This is a genomic window from Ferrovum sp. PN-J185, from assembly GCF_001581925.1.
GTDB lineage: Bacteria > Pseudomonadota > Gammaproteobacteria > Burkholderiales > Ferrovaceae > PN-J185.
On sequence record NZ_LQZA01000001.1, the window covers coordinates 695,031 to 713,130 of the forward strand.

The 18,100-nt window shown below is 33.4% G+C and carries 18 protein-coding genes and 1 tRNA gene; 12 read left to right on the forward strand and 7 right to left on the reverse strand.

What is annotated here, in order from left to right; all coding sequences use genetic code 11:
- The first annotated feature begins 61 nt into the window (after positions 1–61).
- The 8 genes from FV185_RS03395 to FV185_RS03430 all read left to right on the forward strand — a co-directional run bounded on the left by FV185_RS03395 (position 62) and on the right by FV185_RS03430 (position 6,650).
- Positions 62–1,372, forward strand: a complete 1,311-nt coding sequence (locus FV185_RS03395) for a glycosyltransferase family 2 protein (RefSeq protein ID WP_067494249.1) — start codon at positions 62–64, stop codon at positions 1,370–1,372.
- On the forward strand, positions 1,369–2,298 hold the full coding sequence (locus tag FV185_RS03400; protein ID WP_067493539.1) for a hypothetical protein: 930 nt from the start codon (positions 1,369–1,371) through the stop codon (positions 2,296–2,298). The genes FV185_RS03395 and FV185_RS03400 overlap by 4 nt, the downstream gene beginning before the upstream one ends.
- 20 nt (positions 2,299–2,318) lie before the next feature.
- Complete coding sequence (locus FV185_RS03405; RefSeq protein WP_067493541.1) at positions 2,319–2,747, forward strand: Hsp20/alpha crystallin family protein; 429 nt, start codon at positions 2,319–2,321, stop codon at positions 2,745–2,747.
- Positions 2,748–2,868: 121 nt separating this feature from the next.
- Complete coding sequence (locus FV185_RS03410; RefSeq protein WP_067493543.1) at positions 2,869–4,083, forward strand: MFS transporter; 1,215 nt, start codon at positions 2,869–2,871, stop codon at positions 4,081–4,083.
- A 111-nt stretch (positions 4,084–4,194) separates the two neighbouring features.
- A complete protein-coding gene (locus tag FV185_RS03415; RefSeq protein ID WP_067493545.1) occupies positions 4,195–4,521 on the forward strand; it encodes a BufA1 family periplasmic bufferin-type metallophore in 327 nt (108 codons plus the stop codon).
- A gap of 38 nt (positions 4,522–4,559) precedes the next feature.
- Positions 4,560–5,435 (forward strand): DUF692 domain-containing protein, encoded by an 876-nt coding sequence (locus FV185_RS03420; RefSeq protein WP_067493547.1) that lies wholly within the window; start codon positions 4,560–4,562, stop codon positions 5,433–5,435.
- A complete protein-coding gene (locus FV185_RS03425) occupies positions 5,428–6,174 on the forward strand; it encodes an HvfC/BufC family peptide modification chaperone (protein WP_067493549.1) in 747 nt (248 codons plus the stop codon). The genes FV185_RS03420 and FV185_RS03425 overlap by 8 nt, the downstream gene beginning before the upstream one ends.
- A gap of 14 nt (positions 6,175–6,188) precedes the next feature.
- Positions 6,189–6,650: a DoxX family protein gene (locus FV185_RS03430; RefSeq protein WP_067493551.1), complete on the forward strand. Its 462-nt coding sequence runs from the start codon at positions 6,189–6,191 to the stop codon at positions 6,648–6,650.
- A 26-nt stretch (positions 6,651–6,676) separates the two neighbouring features.
- Here the strand turns inward: FV185_RS03430 and FV185_RS03435 are convergent, their stop codons facing one another.
- The gene (locus FV185_RS03435; RefSeq protein WP_156474164.1) at positions 6,677–6,988 is read right to left on the reverse strand and encodes a c-type cytochrome; all 312 of its coding nucleotides are present in this window, start codon (positions 6,986–6,988) and stop codon (positions 6,677–6,679) included.
- Between the two features lie 229 nt (positions 6,989–7,217).
- Between FV185_RS03435 and FV185_RS03440 the strand changes: the two genes are divergently transcribed.
- The 3 genes from FV185_RS03440 to arsB are packed head-to-tail and all read left to right on the forward strand — an operon-like array spanning position 7,218 to position 9,094.
- Positions 7,218–7,535 (forward strand): ArsR/SmtB family transcription factor, encoded by a 318-nt coding sequence (locus tag FV185_RS03440; RefSeq protein ID WP_067493555.1) that lies wholly within the window; start codon positions 7,218–7,220, stop codon positions 7,533–7,535.
- Between the two features lie 23 nt (positions 7,536–7,558).
- Entirely contained in the window at positions 7,559–8,056 is a 498-nt protein-coding gene (locus FV185_RS03445) for an arsenate reductase ArsC (protein ID WP_420710390.1), read from the forward strand.
- A 15-nt stretch (positions 8,057–8,071) separates the two neighbouring features.
- On the forward strand, positions 8,072–9,094 hold the full coding sequence (gene arsB, locus FV185_RS03450) for an ACR3 family arsenite efflux transporter (protein WP_067493559.1): 1,023 nt from the start codon (positions 8,072–8,074) through the stop codon (positions 9,092–9,094).
- Positions 9,095–9,165: 71 nt separating this feature from the next.
- Here the strand turns inward: arsB and FV185_RS03455 are convergent, their stop codons facing one another.
- From FV185_RS03455 to FV185_RS03465, 3 genes are all read right to left on the reverse strand, one after another.
- Positions 9,166–9,579 (reverse strand): ribbon-helix-helix domain-containing protein, encoded by a 414-nt coding sequence (locus tag FV185_RS03455; RefSeq protein ID WP_082787007.1) that lies wholly within the window; start codon positions 9,577–9,579, stop codon positions 9,166–9,168.
- Between the two features lie 802 nt (positions 9,580–10,381).
- A tRNA-Asn gene (locus FV185_RS03460) sits at positions 10,382–10,457 on the reverse strand.
- A 79-nt stretch (positions 10,458–10,536) separates the two neighbouring features.
- Positions 10,537–11,745, reverse strand: a complete 1,209-nt coding sequence (locus tag FV185_RS03465; protein WP_229347211.1) for an amino acid aminotransferase — start codon at positions 11,743–11,745, stop codon at positions 10,537–10,539.
- Positions 11,746–11,792: 47 nt separating this feature from the next.
- On the opposite strand from FV185_RS03465, the gene uvrB reads away from it, so the two are divergent.
- Positions 11,793–13,805, forward strand: coding sequence for an excinuclease ABC subunit UvrB (uvrB, locus tag FV185_RS03470; protein WP_067493563.1), 2,013 nt, complete (start codon positions 11,793–11,795; stop codon positions 13,803–13,805).
- Positions 13,806–13,831: 26 nt separating this feature from the next.
- Here uvrB and FV185_RS03475 read toward each other — a convergent pair whose 3' ends face one another.
- From FV185_RS03475 to FV185_RS03485, 3 genes are read right to left on the reverse strand one after another with little or no spacing between them, the layout of a single operon-like run.
- Positions 13,832–15,250, reverse strand: a complete 1,419-nt coding sequence (locus tag FV185_RS03475) for an FAD-binding oxidoreductase (RefSeq protein ID WP_067493565.1) — start codon at positions 15,248–15,250, stop codon at positions 13,832–13,834.
- On the reverse strand, positions 15,237–16,034 hold the full coding sequence (nudC, locus tag FV185_RS03480) for an NAD(+) diphosphatase (protein WP_067493567.1): 798 nt from the start codon (positions 16,032–16,034) through the stop codon (positions 15,237–15,239). The genes FV185_RS03475 and nudC overlap by 14 nt, the downstream gene beginning before the upstream one ends.
- Positions 16,034–18,100 carry an NAD(+) synthase gene (locus FV185_RS03485; protein WP_067493569.1) on the reverse strand — a complete coding sequence of 689 codons (2,067 nt, stop codon included), beginning with the start codon at positions 18,098–18,100 and terminating at the stop codon, positions 16,034–16,036. Before FV185_RS03485 ends, nudC begins: the two co-directional genes overlap by 1 nt.

Genomic DNA, 18,100 nt, shown 5'->3' on the forward strand with positions numbered 1-18,100 from the left:
CAGATAGCTAATCCACCAATTCATAAATAACATTTAGTTAACGTTAAATTGAATGTTAATTATGAATAATCATTTATCTATCAAGTATAAATTCTCTATCGCTACTTTTATTTCAATTAATTGGGCTATTTTTTCAATATGGGTTTCGCAAAGATGGTTTGAAGAACTTTCAATAATTACAGGTCAATTTGTTGCATTTTTTTTAATTACATTTATTGCGATAATTCCTGGCTTTATCAATATGTTTGTATTTTTTTCTCTATTATTTGATAAACGACCAATATTTAAAAAAATTGATAGTTATCCAAATATTGATATCTTAATAGCCGCATATAACGAAGAAAATACTATACAAGAAACAATTAAAAGTATATTAAGTCAAGATTATCCATCATCTATTCATATCTATATTGTTAATGACGGATCGCAAGATAATACAAAGAAAAAAATTTTAGATCTAAAACTCAGTGCTGATTTGTTAACTTTAATCGATTTGACAATTAATAAAGGTAAAGCTAATGCATTAAATATAGGATTGAACTATTTGCTTTCTGACTTGGTTATTACAATAGATGCAGATTGTTTATTAATAAAAAACTCAATTAAAAATCTCGTTTCTCGTTATCTGTCTGATCCTCCCAATACTAAAGCAGTTGCAGGAACCATACTTGTAGGTAATTCTAGAAAAAACTGGTTAACAAAGGTACAAGAGTGGGATTACTTTTTGGGGATTAGTGCTGTCAAAAGAATTCAATCAATGTATCAAGGTACGTTAGTTGCACAAGGCGCTTTTTCATTATATGAAAGACAAACGGTATCAAAATTAGGTGGTTGGCCTAATATGGTTGGTGAAGATATTGTACTTACTTGGAATATCTTAAAAACTGGTTGGCGGGTTGGACATGCTGAAAACGCCTGTGTATTTACTAAGTGTCCTGATACATTACTTCAATTTATTAAACAAAGACAAAGATGGTCAAGGGGATTAATAGAAGCATTTAAACAAAACCCACAAATAATTTTTAAATTACGATTAAACAGTATATATATTTGGTGGAATTTACTATTTCCATTTATAGATATTGCTTATACATTTGGTTTTATACCCGGATTAATTCTGGCTTTAACCGGACGCTTCTGGATTGTTGGTCCTATGACATTGGCTTTAATCCCTCCTTCTTTGATTTTAAATAATATTATGTATCGTGCTGCCAGGCATACCTTCATAAATGAAAACATTACTATCAGAAAGAATTTATTAGGTTTTATTTTATATATATTGGCTTATGGACTGATTTTACAGCCTGCTTGTGTATATGGATATATTTCTGAATTATTAGGTTTTAAAAAAGTCTGGGGTACAAAACAATGACCAGACTAGTACTATTATTAATTTTGAATCTCTTCATTGTTAATATTTATGCAGAAAGTGTAGGGGGATTTAGTGGGATTTCAATACCCAACCTTTATTTATCAAATGATAGTGAGGGATTAAATATATCAAAAATTGGAGGAGGATTTTATCCTCAATATTCAGACCCAGGTCATTTTGTAGGTATAAGTTACCAAAACAATCACTATAGTCAAAATTCATGGTCTAAAACTGCTAATCAGTATGGACTTATCTATAACAACTATAATCTAAAGGATTGGTCTGGATACAATATTAATTTAAATGTAAATAACTTAAATGGATCTCATCTATTAGTTACTGATAGCCAAATAAATTTTAAAATAAATACAACTACTAATACTCAATTACTCGTAAATCGAGATCGTATTGAAACTCAACCTTCTTTAGATAGCGGAATTTTTTATACTTTAAGTGGTGTTTCATTAGAGCATCAATTTATTAAACGATTATCTTTGGTTGGGTTACTGGGCATGATGGATATATCAGATGGAAACAAAAGATGGTTAGTTAAAGCAAAGTTAATTTATGATTTGTTTCCAAATCAAGGTGTAAATTTACAACTGCGATATAGACAATTTCGTGACACCAACACACAACTTCCAAACAATTACTTTAATCCTGATTATTATTCAGAAAGTCTTGCTGGTCTAGGGATTAGGCAGCATCTTTCTGGATGGGTAATATCTGGATTTGCTGGTGTAGGAAGACAATATGTGACAGGAACACCTTCCACAGTTACAAAATTAATAGAGGGTAGTGTTGATAGTCCAGTATATTCTCGTATATTTTTTAGAGCGCGAGCTGGTTGTAGTAATGCAGGTGAGTTTCAAGGACCCAATTACAGTTATCGTTATTGGATGAATGAATTTATTTTTTCTTATTAATACCAAAAGGAGAATGCTTTATGAGTCAATTATCTAGATTAAGTAAAGATTTATTTGGTGATTTTTTTTCTGATTATCCTTCATTAGGTTATTTAGTTAGACCTTTACATGGTGATACACTACCAAGTACATTTAATGTAGATATTTCAGAGAATAATGATGCTTATGTAATTCGGGCTGAGTTACCAGGCGTACAAAAGGAAAACATTAATATAAATATTGATGATAAAAATATATCTATTTCTGCTGAGATCAAACAAGAAGATAAAAAAACTGAAGATGAAAAAGTTATTCGTAGTGAATGTTACTATGGTTCTGTATCTCGTTCTTTCAGTTTACCTACCTCAATTGATCAAAAAACTTCAAATGCCAATTATGAAAACGGTATTTTAGTACTTACTTTAAGTAAAAAAAGTGGTACTAATGGTATGTCACTAAAAATCAATTAATTTTATCTATAGTCAGAATACACATTATTTTAGTGTGTATTCTATTATTAATTAGATTCCATACAAACTCTCCTAATTTCAGAATATAATTTAAAAAGTATTTATTTTTTATACGATATTCTTGAAAAACACATTCCGATCCTTAACAAAATTCAATTACCAGATTTGGGCTCTTGGCTCAATTGTTTCAAATATTGGTACGTGGATGCAACGTATTGCACAGGACTGGTTAGTTTTATCTCAATTAACCAATCACAGTGGAACTTCTGTTGGCATAATAATGGCTTTACAATTTGGACCACCCATCTTGTTGGTGTCCGTTGCTGGTAAGGTTGTTGATAAGTGTGATCACAGACGTTTACTTATTGTTACTCAGATTGGTTTGGCTTTGACTGCTTTATGTCTAGGTATTCTTGTTTTAACTGATTTAATTGTTCTTTGGCATGTTTATTTATTTGCAGGTTTAGTGGGATGCATTAGTGCGTTTGATTCACCCGCAAGACAGACGTTTGTTACTGAGTTAGTGGGGGATAAAGATTTATCTAATGCAGTGGCATTAAATTCTATTTTATTTAATAGCGCACAACTAGTTGGTCCAGCAGTATCTGGAATATTGATTTCAATAATCGGTGCTGGTTGGGTATTTTTACTAAATAGCTTATCATTTGCTGCGGTTATAGTATCACTTGTCTACATGAGGCAAGATGAGCTATTTAAAGCTAAAAAACAAAAAAATATATCTGGAGGATTTTTATCGAGCCTAATATACATAAGAAACAAACCTGAATTGGTTACTACTTTTATTATGTTATTTATTTTAGGTACATATGGTTTAAATTTTCCTGTATTTATTTCTACTGTTTCTATCACTAGTTTTCATGGTGGTGCCCATTTATATGGATTATTGTCGTCAATGATGGCTATCGGATCTATTTCTGGTGCTTTATTCATTGCCGGTAAAAAAATCTATAATATAAATATTCTTATATTGAGCTCTATATTTTTTGGTGTTATTGGAATGATAACCTCAATGATAACTAATGTTGTTTTGTTTGGAATTTTATTGGGCTGTCTTGGTGCTTTAGCTCAGATCTTTACTACAACTACGAATAGTTATGTACAGTTGTCTACACTTCCTGAATTAAGGGGTAGGGTAATGGCTATTTATATGGGTATATTTTTGGGCTGTACACCTTTAGGCGCACCTGTAGTAGGTTGGATTGCTGATAAATATGGACCTAGATGGTCTTTGTTTTTTGGTGCCTTTTCTGGCTGCGTTGCTTCTCTTGTTGGTTATATCTTACAAAAAAAATCTATAAAAAAATCAGTTAACTAACATCTCCAGTTTTAACTTTTTCAAGTTTATCTGTAATAAATCCCTTTATATTACGACTAAATACAGTAACTATCATAAGTTTATTGTTATTTTAAATTTTTGGAGAGAAAAATGAGTAAAAAAGCAATGATTCAAGCAGCATTATTATCTGTAGTATCAATAGCAGCTACAACGATTCCTGTTAGTAGCCATGCAGATTCACTGGGTAAATGTTTTGGTATAGCTAAAGCTGGTCAAAATGGCTGCGCAGGACTAACAGGTAACCATACTTGTAAAGGAACTTCATCTGAGAATTATAACCCTGGTGATTTCAAGGTTGTCTCTCAAGATGAATGTAAAAAAATGGGAGGTTTATCAAAAGATGAAGCTATGGATATTGTTCACGATACGGCAAAGGTGAAAGCATTTGAAGAAATGATGATTAAGCGTAATTCATAATTAAAAAGGGCAAATTTTGCCCTTTTTTAGGCAATGAAATGGCGAATTTAATTAATGGAATTGGTTTAAGGCAACCTCACTATAGTGAGTTTTTGTCTACACGCCATCAAGTTGATTACATAGAAGTTCATTCTGAGAATTTCTTTAGTACAGACTCGCTCAACTTAAAATTTCTTGAACAAATTAGAAAATCTTCCCCTGTTAGTTTACATGGGGTAGGGTTAAGTATAGGTAGTGCAACTGGCTTAGATAAAAGCCATATGTATGAATTAAGATTACTGATAGACAATATAAAACCATTTATTTTATCTGATCACTTATCCTTCTCGAGAGTAATAAAAAAAACTAAAAAATCATATGATTTACATGATTTATTACCGATAGGCTTTACGAAAGAGTCGTTATTGTTGGTATCAAAACATGTAAATGAAGTTCAACAGTTTTTAGGAAGACAAATATTTTTAGAAAATATAAGTCAATATATTTTTTTTAATGATGATCAATTTTCAGATGTTCAATTTATTACTCAACTTTTGAACACTACAGAATGTGGATTATTGCTAGATTTAAATAATTTATATGTAAATCTTCTTAATTTACAATCAAAAAATGTTGTTGATGCAGGTTTTCAGTGGATTAATAACTTATTAGATAGTTTACAGTCCTCTTCACAAATTGGCGAAATACATATAGCAGGTTGCTCAAACCAGGTTGGAATAATAGTTGATGATCATGCAGCGTCCCCTTCCGATGAGGTTTGGGAGTGGTATGAGTATCTGATATCCCGTGTAAAAAAACACATTCCAACTACCATAGAATGGGATGAAAATATTCCACAGTTAGATGTTTTAATAAATATAGCCGATAGAATAAAAAGTATTCAAGAAAAAATTATTGAGAATAAATATGACTGAACTAGAACGACAATTGTATTTATTCAATGAAATAGTTACAGACAAATATCAAATAAATAATCATAGTGGTATAGGTGTTTATCAAAGACACTTTCATCAAAATTTTCTAAATCTATTGATACAAAAATATCCAATTTTATATTGGTTAATTGAAAGTCATAATTTTAAGACAATTAACTATAATTATTTTTTTCACTATCCAACTCATTCAGGAAATATAACTACTTATGGTGATCAACTGGATACTTATTTAAAAGATATTTCACTAAAAGGATTTAGCTCTTCTTTTTTAATAGATCTAGTTAAATTTGAAAAAGAGTTGTTTTATAGCTCTGTTATCTCTGAATTTGAAAGTAATCCCTTTGATTTGAATGTACTTTTTAAGCATGATCCTAGTTATTTTACGATTTTATTTCCTAAGCATTTAGTTGTTTTTCAGACAGAATGGCCACTAATTGATGTATATAACGCATATAAATCAATCGCGCGAAATAAACCTGTAATTGTTGGAACAGATCAAAAACAGTTTATTGCTCTCTATTTTTTAAACACAAAAAATAGATTTCAGTTACAAGTAGAACATATTGATGAAGACTATGTTCTTTTTTATCAATATTTAAAAAATCATTCTCTACTTGATGCTCTTGAACTAATGAGTCATAAATTTGATTTTAAACAATGGTTAACATATGCAATCAATAGAAATTGGATTGCAGGTATTCAATTTATTAATAATTAACCTAAGGATGTACCATGACTAAACTATTTGGATATTTATTTAATATTGATAGTTGGATAGAAAGATATATTGTTATAACAAGAGACGTGTTATTACTAATCGCAAGATTGTATGTTGCCTATTCGTTTTTAAAATCTGGATTAGATAGTGTTAATGATTGGACAACTACTGAGTATCTATATGAAAACGATTTTCATGTGCCTATATTATCACCCCATGTTGCGGCAGTGTTAGGAACTGGTGGCGAGTTGATTTTTCCGACTTTATTGATATTTGGTGTTTTAGGAAGATTATCGAGTTTGGGATTGTTTTTTGTGAATTTCGTCGCCTACATTTCTTATGCCTATAGTTTACAAAATGCAGGAAAGATGTACCACTATATTTGGGGAATCTTATTGCTATTGGTAGTGGTATGGGGACCAGGTAAAATTTCTTTGGATTTTTTGTATTATAAGATTAAAGAAAAAACACACTAATTAAGATCGATTCTTCCTATTTATGATTATTTCTCAGCCATATTTTTTGTGATTCGTATAATTAAATTCGCAAGATCATTTGCCTGCAATGTATTGGCAAGTTCTCCAGGCATTGCTCCATAGCCATTTGCGATGTGGCTAGCTAAGATTAAATTGGCGTTTTCTTTCCCTATATATTTTTGCGCAATTGTTACATATGCAGGTCCAACTTTATTTGTATTTATTTCATGACATTGTAAACAGGGGAGGTGATTATTATTAATATAAGAAGTTAACTCTTCAGAAACCTGAGCGTCAACAAATATATGGGAAGTTTTAACTAACGCTTCTTTTTGCATGGATGGTCTATTCAACATCATACCGCTTCTTACTAGGTGCGAATGCATCATATTGGTAATCAATATAAATAGAATAATTAGACCAATTGATATGAAAACAAATTTGTTTTTGTTCATTAATATTATACTTTGTTAATTATTTACCCATACATTATAAGAATATTAAGAATATTTAGAACATTTTTAGAAAATTGTTGTTTTATTTCCATATTTCTATTATTATAGAAATATGGAAATAAAAAATGCTGTTTTAACATTAACTTCACTTGCCCAAGAATCGAGATTAGAAATATTTCGCCTATTGGTTAAGGCGGGTAAAACTGGGCTAAGTGCTGGAAAAATTAGTGAATTAACTCAGATTCCTCCATCAACACTATCGTTTCATATGAAAGAGTTACTCATTGGTGGAATCGTTCATTCACGTCAAGAAGGTCGTTTTGTAATTTATTCAGCTCATTTTGTGGTGATGAATGAATTAATGACATTCTTAACCGAAAATTGTTGTTCAGGTGAAGAGTGTTTACCTGACTTTATACAACGTTGCTAGATTATTAATTTATTACGGGTAATATTATGGAGAAAATTTACAACGTATTAGTGTTATGTACCGGTAACTCTGCTCGTAGTATTTTAGGTGAAGTTCTTTTTAATCACCTAGGGAACGGTAAATTTAGAGCTTTTAGCGCGGGTAGTAATCCAACCGGAAAAGTTAATCCTATGGCGATTGAATTACTTTCGGAAATGGGTTTTAGTGTTTCTGGATTAAGAAGTAAAAGCTGGGATGAGTTTAGTCAACCAGATGCTCCTGAATTTGATTTTGTATTTACTGTTTGTGACAATGCGGCAGGTGAAGTATGTCCCGTATGGCCTGGGCATCCTGTAACGGCGCATTGGGGAATTCCAGACCCCGCACATGTTGAGCCAGAAGAGGCAAGGCGAGATGCGTTTAGGAAGGCATACAGTCAATTAGCTAGACGTATTCAGCTGTTTATGGCTCTTCCAATTGAAAAAATTGATAAATTAACACTTAAACATCAATTATCAGAAATCGGCCGTATTGAAGATTAACTTAGAGTAACCACTATGAGTATTTTTGAACGTTATCTAACGTTATGGGTTTTTTTGTGTATTATTTTTGGTATTACACTGGGTCATTTTTTTCCAATACCTTTTCATTGGCTGGCAACTCTAGAAGTGGCACAAGTTAATCTTCCAGTTGGTTTTTTGATCTGGATAATGATCATACCTATGTTATTACGTGTTGATTTCAAAACAATTAATCAAGTTAAACAACATTGGCGGGGTATTAGTATTACTGTCTTAATTAATTGGGCAATAAAACCGTTTTCTATGGCTTTATTAGGCTGGATTTTTATACGTCACTTATTTGTAAATTATTTATCGCATGAACAAATCGAAAGTTACATTGCTGGTTTAATTCTTTTGGCTGCAGCTCCTTGTACTGCTATGGTATTTGTATGGAGTAGACTAGTTAATGGTGAGCCATTATTTACCTTAAGCCAGATAGCTCTTAATGACACCATCATGATTTTTGCCTTTGCCCCCATAGTTGCCCTGTTGCTTGGTATCTCATCTATCTCTGTTCCATGGGATACGTTAGTTGTATCTGTCGTCTTATATATTATTTTTCCCTTACTATTAGCACAGTTATGGAGAAAAGTAATTATTAGTAAAGGAGATTTATTAGAAAAAACATTAAATAGGTTAGGTCCTTTTTCTATTGCCTCCTTATTGATAACTTTAGTCCTTCTCTTTGCATTTCAAGGTAATCAGATTATTGAGCAACCATTAGTTATAGTCATGTTAGCTATTCCTATAACAATTCAAGTTTATTTTACTTCTTCATTGGCGTATTGGTTAAATAGACGTTTTGGAGAAATGCATTGCGTTGCTGGTCCTTCAGCATTAATTGGGGCAAGTAATTTCTTTGAATTAGCAGTAGCTACTGCTATTAGTTTATTCGGGTTTAAATCCGGTGCTGCATTGTCGACTGTTGTGGGGGTACTAATAGAAGTACCCGTTATGTTGAGCGTAGTTTATGTTGTTAAAAATACCACTCAATGGTATGAGTGTTACAAGAAATAGAATAAAGTTTTGAATGGACTTTTAATTATCTTTGATGAGTCTATTATTTATAATCTTGTATATTTTAAAAATTAACGTTTCAACACTTTAACTACATTAGTTTCTATTTCCTCTTCAAAATCAGATGAGGGGTTAGATGTTGTAGGTAATGTATGAACGTTGTCTCCTTCGCTAATAATGCTGTGTACTCCAGAACTTTTTTCAAGCTCTTTTTCCAGATGAATCATGTTTTTACGAAGATATCTCACACACGTTACTCTTAAAAAAGAGGCGAAGTTAGGTATTTCTCCTTTATGTGCAAGTATTTCATCGTGGAATTGAGTAATTAATGCATTTGTTGTTGCATCTTCACTCTCAGCCATTTCCGCCAAAATATCCCAAAAAGAATTTTCTAGACGTATAGTTGTTAATATCCCATGAATACGTAAAGTTCGGGAACGTTGTTCATATTGGATTGGATCTGCTTTTACATAATATTCACACATAATTCCCCTTAGCCTGATCTATCAAAATGTTTTAGTTATTTATTTTGCTCGTCTAAATATTACGAGATATTTATTAAAGTAATATTTATAGTGTCGATGATAGTGGTTTGACTCTCATAACTGATAAGTTATTTATTTTTTCTTTTTAAAACTTTTACTACACCAGTTTGACATTTACTTCATAAGACAAATACTTTAATTACGTGTATACAAAATGGTATATATGTAAATATTGTGCTGATATTTATTATTTACTATATTTTCTCTCTTTATTTAGAATTATCTTTCTGTGTGGTCTTATCTATGAAGATATGTTATTTGACGCTTCATTTATTTCTTATAATTTTTTTATAATCTAAGTGTTTTCTTATATTAGTGGTAATAGAGCGTTATTTACATGTACAACAGTTTGCCAATTAAATATTCAATAGATAAGAGTTAATTGATTTTTTTGTAAAGAGAGAGTGAGGGGGGACGAGTTTAAAGTTTGTTAGGTAAGAAAAAATGCCTATTTTTTATTTAATAAATTAACAAATAAAATTAATAAAGAGCAAATAAAGAGTGTTTTTATAACAACTAAGGTGTAATAAAGATACATAGTCAATTAGTATTTATTTAAGTAGTAAATTTAAATTAATAAGACCCGCTTTCAGTATCTAGACAGCAGATAACTTTCACTATTTTATTGAAAAAATACAAAGATTTGCAACTGTTGAATGAATGAGTAAGTAAATAAAACTTAATGTGATCTAGTAAGTAGTTAAAAAAAAGGTTTGCTAATTAGCAAACCTTTTTTTATATTTGGCTCCCCGACCTGGACTCGAACCAGGGACCTGCGGATTAACAGTCCGTCGCTCTACCGACTGAGCTATCAGGGAATCGAAAAATAAGATTTTAAACATTAACTATGTTTTGGTCAATATTTTTCATTTTTTTTACATAAAAATTTAGACTTAATTACTTTAAAACTCCTACTATTGCATTAACTACAGCGTCGATATTTCCATTATTTAACGCTGCTACACATATACGCCCACTGTCAACGGCGTAGACAGAGTAGTTATCACGCATAGCATGCACTTGTTCTTTAGTCAGTCCTGAAAATGAAAACATACCATTTTGATCAGCTACAAAGCTAAAGTCCTGTTGAGGTAGTTTTTCTTTGAGGCGGGATACAAAAAGTGTTCTCATTTCTTTGATTCGATCTCTCATATGTCCGAGCTCTTTCTCCCACAACGCTCTTAAATCTGGGGTACTTAGAACTGTCGCTACAATCTGAGCGCCATGTGCTGGTGGATTAGAATAGTTAGTTCTTATCACTCTTTTTAGTTGTGATAACACTCTTGATGCTTCATCTTTTGACTGGCAAGCAATATGGAATGCACCAATACGTTCACCATATAAAGAAAATGACTTAGAAAAGGAATTAGAAACAAAGGTTGTTATCCCAGATTCAACAAACAACTTAATTACTTTTCCATCTTCTTCAATACTTCTTGAGAATCCTTGGTAAGCCAAGTCAAGAAATGGTACAAGATTTCGTTCTTTGACCGTCTTAATTATCTGTATCCATTGTTCGTCGTTCAAATCAACACCACTAGGGTTATGACAACAAGCATGTAAAACTATGATTGTACCGGTAGGGCTTTGATTGAGTTTTTCAATCATTCCTGAAAAGTTAACCCCGTGTGTCTGTGCGTCATAGTAAGGATAGGTATTTACCGTAAATCCTGCTGTCTCAAACAAGGCGCGATGATTTTCCCAACTGGGATCAGAAATAAGTACTTGTGCATTACCATGAAAGCGTTTTAAAAAATCAGCTCCCAATTTTAACCCGCCTGTACCACCTAAAGCTTGTGCGCTGACTACTCTTTCATCTTTGAGTGCAGAGGATTCTTTACCAAAAACCAGACCCTGAACTTCTTTGTTATATAAAGCTAGGCCGTCGATAGGTAGATAACCACGTGGCATTTGTTTATTATTAATTAAGGACTCTGCCTGCTTTACACACTCTAATAAAGGCACCTTACCATTTTCATCGGTATAAACACCCACTCCAAGGTTGACTTTGTTAGGGTTTTTATCAGCATTAAATGCTTCCGTAATCCCCAAAATTGGGTCTTTGGGGGCCATTTCTATATTTGATAGTAGAGTATTCGACATCATGATCCTTAATGATATGATTAAACGTTATTTAAAAGGATATTTTAGCAGTGATTCAATCTTTCCCCAATAGCCCTTATCGTTTGCACTCTCCATTCAAGCCAGCTGGAGATCAACCTAATGCCATTAATAAGATTATTGAGGGTATTGAGGATGGGCTCCAATTTCAAACTCTGCTAGGGGTAACTGGGTCTGGTAAAACCTTTACTATGGCAAACGTCATTGCCAGAACAGGTCGGCCAGCATTTGTTATGGCGCCAAATAAAACGCTTGCAGCTCAATTATATTCAGAATTAAGAGAGTTTTTTCCTGAAAACGCTGTGGAATACTTCGTTTCCTATTATGACTATTATCAGCCTGAGGCTTATGTTCCAGCACGTGATTTATACATAGAGAAAGATTCGAGTATTAATGAGCATATTGAGCAGATGAGGTTATCAGCCACTAAGTCATTGTTGGAAAGAAAAGATTGTATTATTGTTGCCACAGTATCTGCTATTTATGGTATCGGTGATTTGGGTGATTACCATCAAATGATTTTGCATCTTAAAGAAAACGAAAAAATAGATCAAAGAGCTATCATTCAGAAATTGACTTTAATGCAATACACGCGCAATGAATTAGAGTTTAAACGAGGTATATTTCGCGTTAGAGGAGATGTGATTGATATTTTCCCAGCAGAAAACAGTGAAATGGCTTTGAGAGTCACGCTGTTTGATGATGAGATAGAATCTCTGATGTTATTTGATCCACTTACGGGCAAAACCACTCAACGATTAGGTCGATTTACTATCTATCCATCTAGTCACTATGTAACTCCACGAGATACGGTCTTAAAAGCTATTGAATCAATTAAGCTTGAGTTAACAAGTCGTATGGAAGAGTTTGCACGGGACCATAAACTTGTTGAGTTACAACGCATAGAGCAACGTACACGCTATGATTTAGAGCTACTTAATGAAATAGGTTTTTGTAAGGGAATTGAGAATTATTCTCGACATTTCTCAAGGAGAAATCAAGGTGAGGCGCCTCCTACATTGATTGAATATCTTCCAAAAAATACCCTAATGTTTTTGGATGAATCGCATGTTACGGTTCCTCAAGTTGGAGGGATGTATAAAGGTGACCGCTCTAGAAAAGAAAATCTCGTTAACTATGGTTTCAGATTACCTTCAGCATTAGATAATCGTCCACTTCGATTTGATGAGTTTGAAAAACTAATGCCACAAACAGTTTTCATATCTGCAACACCAGCGCGTTATGAGGAAGAGCATGCAGGCCAAATTGTTGAGCAACTGGTGCGTCCAACAGGTCTTATAGACCCAGAAGTTACTGTTAAACCTGCAACACATCAAGTAGATGATCTACTTTCGGAAATTAAAGAACGAGTTAAGGTGGGTGAGAGAGTACTAGTTACTACGTTAACCAAAAGGATGGCTGAGGATTTAACAGAATATTTAGAAGAAAATCTTATAAAGGTAAGATATTTACATTCTGATATTGACACGGTTGAACGCGTCGAAATAATTCGTGATTTAAGAAAAGGATTATTTGACGTATTAGTTGGAATTAACTTATTGCGTGAGGGACTTGATATCCCTGAGGTATCTTTAGTAACGATACTTGATGCAGATAAAGAAGGTTTCCTACGTTCAGAACGCTCGTTAATCCAAACTATTGGTCGTGCTGCCCGGCATATTAATGGTAAAGCCATTTTATATGCCGATAAAATGACTGATTCCATGAGAAAAGCGATTGATGAAACGAATCGTCGCCGAGAGTTACAGATACTCTTTAACAAAGAGCATGGAATTATCCCCAAAGGGGTAACGAAAAAGATTAAGGATATTATTGAAGGAATTTATGATCCTGAAGTTGCGGAAACCCTTTATAGTGAAATAAAAGAAAAGCAGCATCTTGAATCATTGAGTGAAAAAGAATTAAATCAGCGTTTAAAAGAACTGGAAAAGCAAATGTTAAATGCAGCAAAAAATCTTGAATTTGAAAAAGCAGCGCAATTAAGAGATGAGATTAAATCAATTAAAAATTTTATGTTGTTATAGTTTATGGCAATATAATAAATAACCGATTAAGTTTTTATTGGTTCATCAGATATTGATAGCAGTTTTCCTGGATTCATAATATTCATAGGATCAATGGTTTGCTTTATTTTTAGCATTAAATCCATTTCTAATTCACTTTTATATTTCTTAAGCGAATTAATCTTTAATTGCCCAATCCCATGTTCTGCACTTAAACTGCCGTGATATTGATAGACTAAATCGTAAACTATTTCGTTTACAGTTGAAGTAAGAGATAGAAATTCTTCATTCATCATATGTCCCGGATTGGTAAAGTTGAAATGTAAATTCCCATCGCCCAAATGGCCAAAGCAAATATTTCCAACACCAGGAATAAGTTGATTTACTTTATTAACTGCGTTTATAACAAACTGAGGTATGGAGCTAATGGGTAGACTAATATCATGCTTAATACTGAATCCCTCATTTTTTTCTGCCAACGGAATATATTCTCTAATAGACCAAAAATGTTTTTTTTGTTGTTCACTCACTGCTAGAACCACATCATTGATAATTCCTTTTTCAATGCAGTCCATAAAGATTGAATGGTTTTCTTGAGGTTCATTAAAGTAATCTAGTTCAACCAGTATTATCCAATTACCCTCTTCGTAGTGTGGTACTACTAATTGAGGAAAATGTTTTTTTATAAGCTGCAAACAATTACTAGAAATTATTTCAAATGCACAGATTTGGTCACCAACAGATTTTTTTAAATGAGTAAGTATGCTGACAGTATTTTGGATATTATTTGTAGTAACCCAATATATCTCTTTTGTTTTAGGAAGTGGTAATAGTTTTAGAGTAGCAGCAGTAATAATACCTAATGTACCTTCAGCACCAATAAACAATTGTTTTAAGTCATAGCCTGTATTGTCTTTTCTAAGTCCAGTAAGTCCATGCCATAATTCACCACTTGGTAAAATGACTTCTAACCCTAACACCAATCCTCTCATCGTTCCATAACGAATAACGGCAGTTCCGCCCGCATTTGTAGAGATAATTCCACCAATTTGAGCGCTTCCTTCTGATGCCATTGATAATGGAAATAAGCGATTGTTGTTGAGCGCTTCCTTAGTCAACTGCTCCAAAATAACACCACTCTCCACGATTATTGTGTTGTTATCTAAGTCTATCTCTCTAATCTGATTAAGTTTAGATAAGTTGATAACTACAGAGGGTATTGATGTAATAGGTACAGAGCCACCACACAAACTTGTATTACCCGATTGAGGGACAATTTTAATATGATGTTTAATGCAACATTGAACAATCCAAATTACTTCATCTACAGTTTTTGGAAAAACAACAGCTAGAGAGGAACCTTGATAACGACCTCGCCAGTCTTTTTCAAAACTTTTTTTATCTTCTTCGTTTGTTATTATCTGATAAGAAGATAAGCGACTTTCAATATCTTTAATGAAGTGCATGGTAACGAGCTTTAATATTGGTTACGGTATAGTCTATTAATTTACGTGCCACACTAACTGGATGAGGGAGTAGGGGAAGAGCATCTACATTAAACCATTTAGCATCTTCAATTTCTTCAGGTTGAGGAATAATGATTCCTGATACGTATCGGCAAGTAAATGCAACCATTAATGAATGAGGGAAAGGCCAAGATTGACTTGTGTAATATTGAATATTATCAACAGCTACATTTACCTCTTCTTTAATTTCTCGATGTAAAGCCATTTCAAGACTTTCACCTACTTCACAAAATCCTGCGATAGCACTGTACATGCCAGGTGCAAAATGCGGACTGCGTGCCAGTAAGATTTCGTTATCTCTTACAATTAGTCCCATCACAACAGGTGATATTCTTGGATAAGAACGATAGGAACAGCTTGGACAAACCTTTGCAAGTTCATGTTCGTGACGCGTATTTTCATTGCCACATTTGGAGCAGTATTGGTGGCTCCTATCCCATTCTACTATTTGTAATGCTCTTCCTATTAAACTAATAAGTTGTTCATCAAATACGCCAAATAGTGTTCTTAAACCGGTAAATCGGTATCCTGCTTTTGGTATATAGTCATCACTCACTTCAATTGCTCTACATAAGACATGATCATAAAATCCCACTTGGTGATCACGTAAGATGATTGATTGAATTGAGTCAACAAATGATCTGTTCGGGAGAGCAGGAGAAGATTCACTGTTAGTCACTAACAATTGATTTCCCTGAAAAATGAACAATAATTGATTAGCCATTATTTAACTGTATCGGGTATTAAATTAATTTTATCAAGCCAAAGAGTAGCTTTACTATCGCTTGGTGCACGCCAATCACCACGTGGAGATAATGATCCACCAGAACCGACCTTGGGTGAATTTGCTATACAACTTCGTTTGTACTGACTTTGTTCAAAAAAACGTTTTATAAATATTGTTAACCAATGTTTAATAGATGCAATATCGTAGGTATGTTTTTCAAATAGAGTTAACTCAGGCCACTTTCCGCTATTAATGTCATGCCACGCACACCAGGCCATAAATGCGACACGTTCGGGTGAAAAACCAAAACGAGTTAAATAGTACAAGTGGAAATCTTGCAACTCATAAGGGCCTATTACTTTTTCTGTAGATTGAATCTGTCCGTTATGTTCTGCAGGAATTAATTCAGGCGAGATCTCTGTCTGAACAATTTTTTTTAGTGTTAATTTAAGTTTTTCATTATCTGTAGCATGATCTGCCCACCAGTCAACTAAGTGTTGCATTAATGATTTTGGAACACTTGCATTCACATGATAGTGAGCCATATGATCACCCACTCCGTAGGTTGCCCAACCTAACGCTAATTCACTTAAATCACTAGTACCCACGACCATTGCCTGTTGCATATTAGCAAGTCTAAATAAATGATTTGACCGTTCGCCTGCTTGAACGTTTTCAAAGGTAATGTCGAAGACAGGTTGACCTTCTGCAAAGGGGTGTCCAAGATCTTTTAACATTTGCATGCAACTTGGTCTAATATCTATAATTTCTCCGCTTACCCCTAGTTGATTAGTGAGTGTATTGAAGAAATCAATTGATTTTTCACGGGTAGCAAATCCTGTTAAACCGTAGGCTTTAATCGACTTTCTTGATAATTGCAAACGATCTATCGCAGTTACTGCAACCAGTAGAGCGTGGGTAGAATCAAGTCCTCCTGAAACGCCGATTATTAAATTTGATAATCCTGTAAAGCGTATTCTGGAGATAAGTCCTTGAACCTGTATTTCAAAGACTTCCTGGCAGCGAGTAGATCTGTCCATTACAGTTTGTGGGACATAAGGAAAACGTAATGGAGGATTAATTAACTCTATTACAGAATCACCATAAAGAGATAGGGCAATATTAATTTTATTAAAGTTTTCTATTTCAACAGAAAATTGATCTTGGCTTTGAGCAAACGTATTTTGTCGGATTCTTTCTTGAACTAATCGTTGGATATCTATATCACCAGTAATCAATTGGGATTCAAGAGCATACCGTTTTGTTTCGTTAACTATTAATCCATAATCACAAATCATACCATGCCCGTCCCAGGCAAGGTCTGTGGTTGACTCTCCAACACCCGCCGCACTATAGACATATGCACTAAGGCATCTTGCCGCCTGGTTACTAACAAGTTGACGTCGATATTCAGCTTTTCCTACCGATGCATTAGAGGCAGAGAGATTAGCTATGACTGTTGCCCCTGCAAGAGCTGCAAAGGATGAAGGAGGGATGGGAACCCACAAATCTTCACAAATCTCAATGGCAATTTTAAGATCGGGAATATTCTTAACAGAAAAAATAATTTTGCTACCAAATGGAATATCTTGATTATTAATAGATAGGTATTCAACGACGTTTGGATCAGCTGGAGTAAAATACCGTGCCTCATAAAACTCACGATTATTTGGAATATATGTTTTAGGCACTAATCCAAATAATTTTCCTTGAGAAAATATGGCTGCACAATTAAACAACTTATTATTATTTTTAATTGGTAATCCAACAACTGAGATAATTGGTAAGTCTGCAGTTTCTGCTATAAGTATATTAAGTTGATTTAATGATTCTTCAATGAGAGATTGTTGATGAAACAGATCATCACAGCTATATCCTGATAAAGATAATTCGGGAAAAACCACCAATCCTACTTTCTGAGATACTGCATTGAGAATTAATGTCTTTATCTCTTTTGAGTTGGTTTTAGGATCTGCTAGATAGACACGAGGTGTTGCTACGGCTGTTCTAAAAAAACCATGGTGATAGAGATTAAAGTAGGGTAGTGAGTTGATATCTATCAT

What these genes read in the sequence shown, in the direction of transcription:
- FV185_RS03400 (WP_067493539.1), top strand. Translation starts at nt 1,369, where the DNA reads ATGACCAGACTAGTACTATTATTAATTTTGAATCTCTTCATTGTTAAT.
- FV185_RS03465 (WP_229347211.1), bottom strand. Translation starts at nt 11,745, where the DNA reads ATGATGTCGAATACTCTACTATCAAATATAGAAATGGCCCCCAAAGAC.
- FV185_RS03415 (WP_067493545.1), top strand. Translation starts at nt 4,195, where the DNA reads ATGAGTAAAAAAGCAATGATTCAAGCAGCATTATTATCTGTAGTATCA.
- arsB (WP_067493559.1), top strand. Translation starts at nt 8,072, where the DNA reads ATGAGTATTTTTGAACGTTATCTAACGTTATGGGTTTTTTTGTGTATT.
- FV185_RS03395 (WP_067494249.1), top strand. Translation starts at nt 62, where the DNA reads ATGAATAATCATTTATCTATCAAGTATAAATTCTCTATCGCTACTTTT.
- FV185_RS03440 (WP_067493555.1), top strand. Translation starts at nt 7,218, where the DNA reads ATGGAAATAAAAAATGCTGTTTTAACATTAACTTCACTTGCCCAAGAA.
- FV185_RS03455 (WP_082787007.1), bottom strand. Translation starts at nt 9,579, where the DNA reads ATGTGTGAATATTATGTAAAAGCAGATCCAATCCAATATGAACAACGT.
- FV185_RS03430 (WP_067493551.1), top strand. Translation starts at nt 6,189, where the DNA reads ATGACTAAACTATTTGGATATTTATTTAATATTGATAGTTGGATAGAA.
- FV185_RS03485 (WP_067493569.1), bottom strand. Translation starts at nt 18,100, where the DNA reads ATGATAGATATCAACTCACTACCCTACTTTAATCTCTATCACCATGGT.
- FV185_RS03435 (WP_156474164.1), bottom strand. Translation starts at nt 6,988, where the DNA reads ATGCAAAAAGAAGCGTTAGTTAAAACTTCCCATATATTTGTTGACGCT.
- nudC (WP_067493567.1), bottom strand. Translation starts at nt 16,034, where the DNA reads ATGGCTAATCAATTATTGTTCATTTTTCAGGGAAATCAATTGTTAGTG.
- FV185_RS03425 (WP_067493549.1), top strand. Translation starts at nt 5,428, where the DNA reads ATGACTGAACTAGAACGACAATTGTATTTATTCAATGAAATAGTTACA.
- FV185_RS03405 (WP_067493541.1), top strand. Translation starts at nt 2,319, where the DNA reads ATGAGTCAATTATCTAGATTAAGTAAAGATTTATTTGGTGATTTTTTT.
- FV185_RS03475 (WP_067493565.1), bottom strand. Translation starts at nt 15,250, where the DNA reads ATGCACTTCATTAAAGATATTGAAAGTCGCTTATCTTCTTATCAGATA.
- FV185_RS03420 (WP_067493547.1), top strand. Translation starts at nt 4,560, where the DNA reads ATGGCGAATTTAATTAATGGAATTGGTTTAAGGCAACCTCACTATAGT.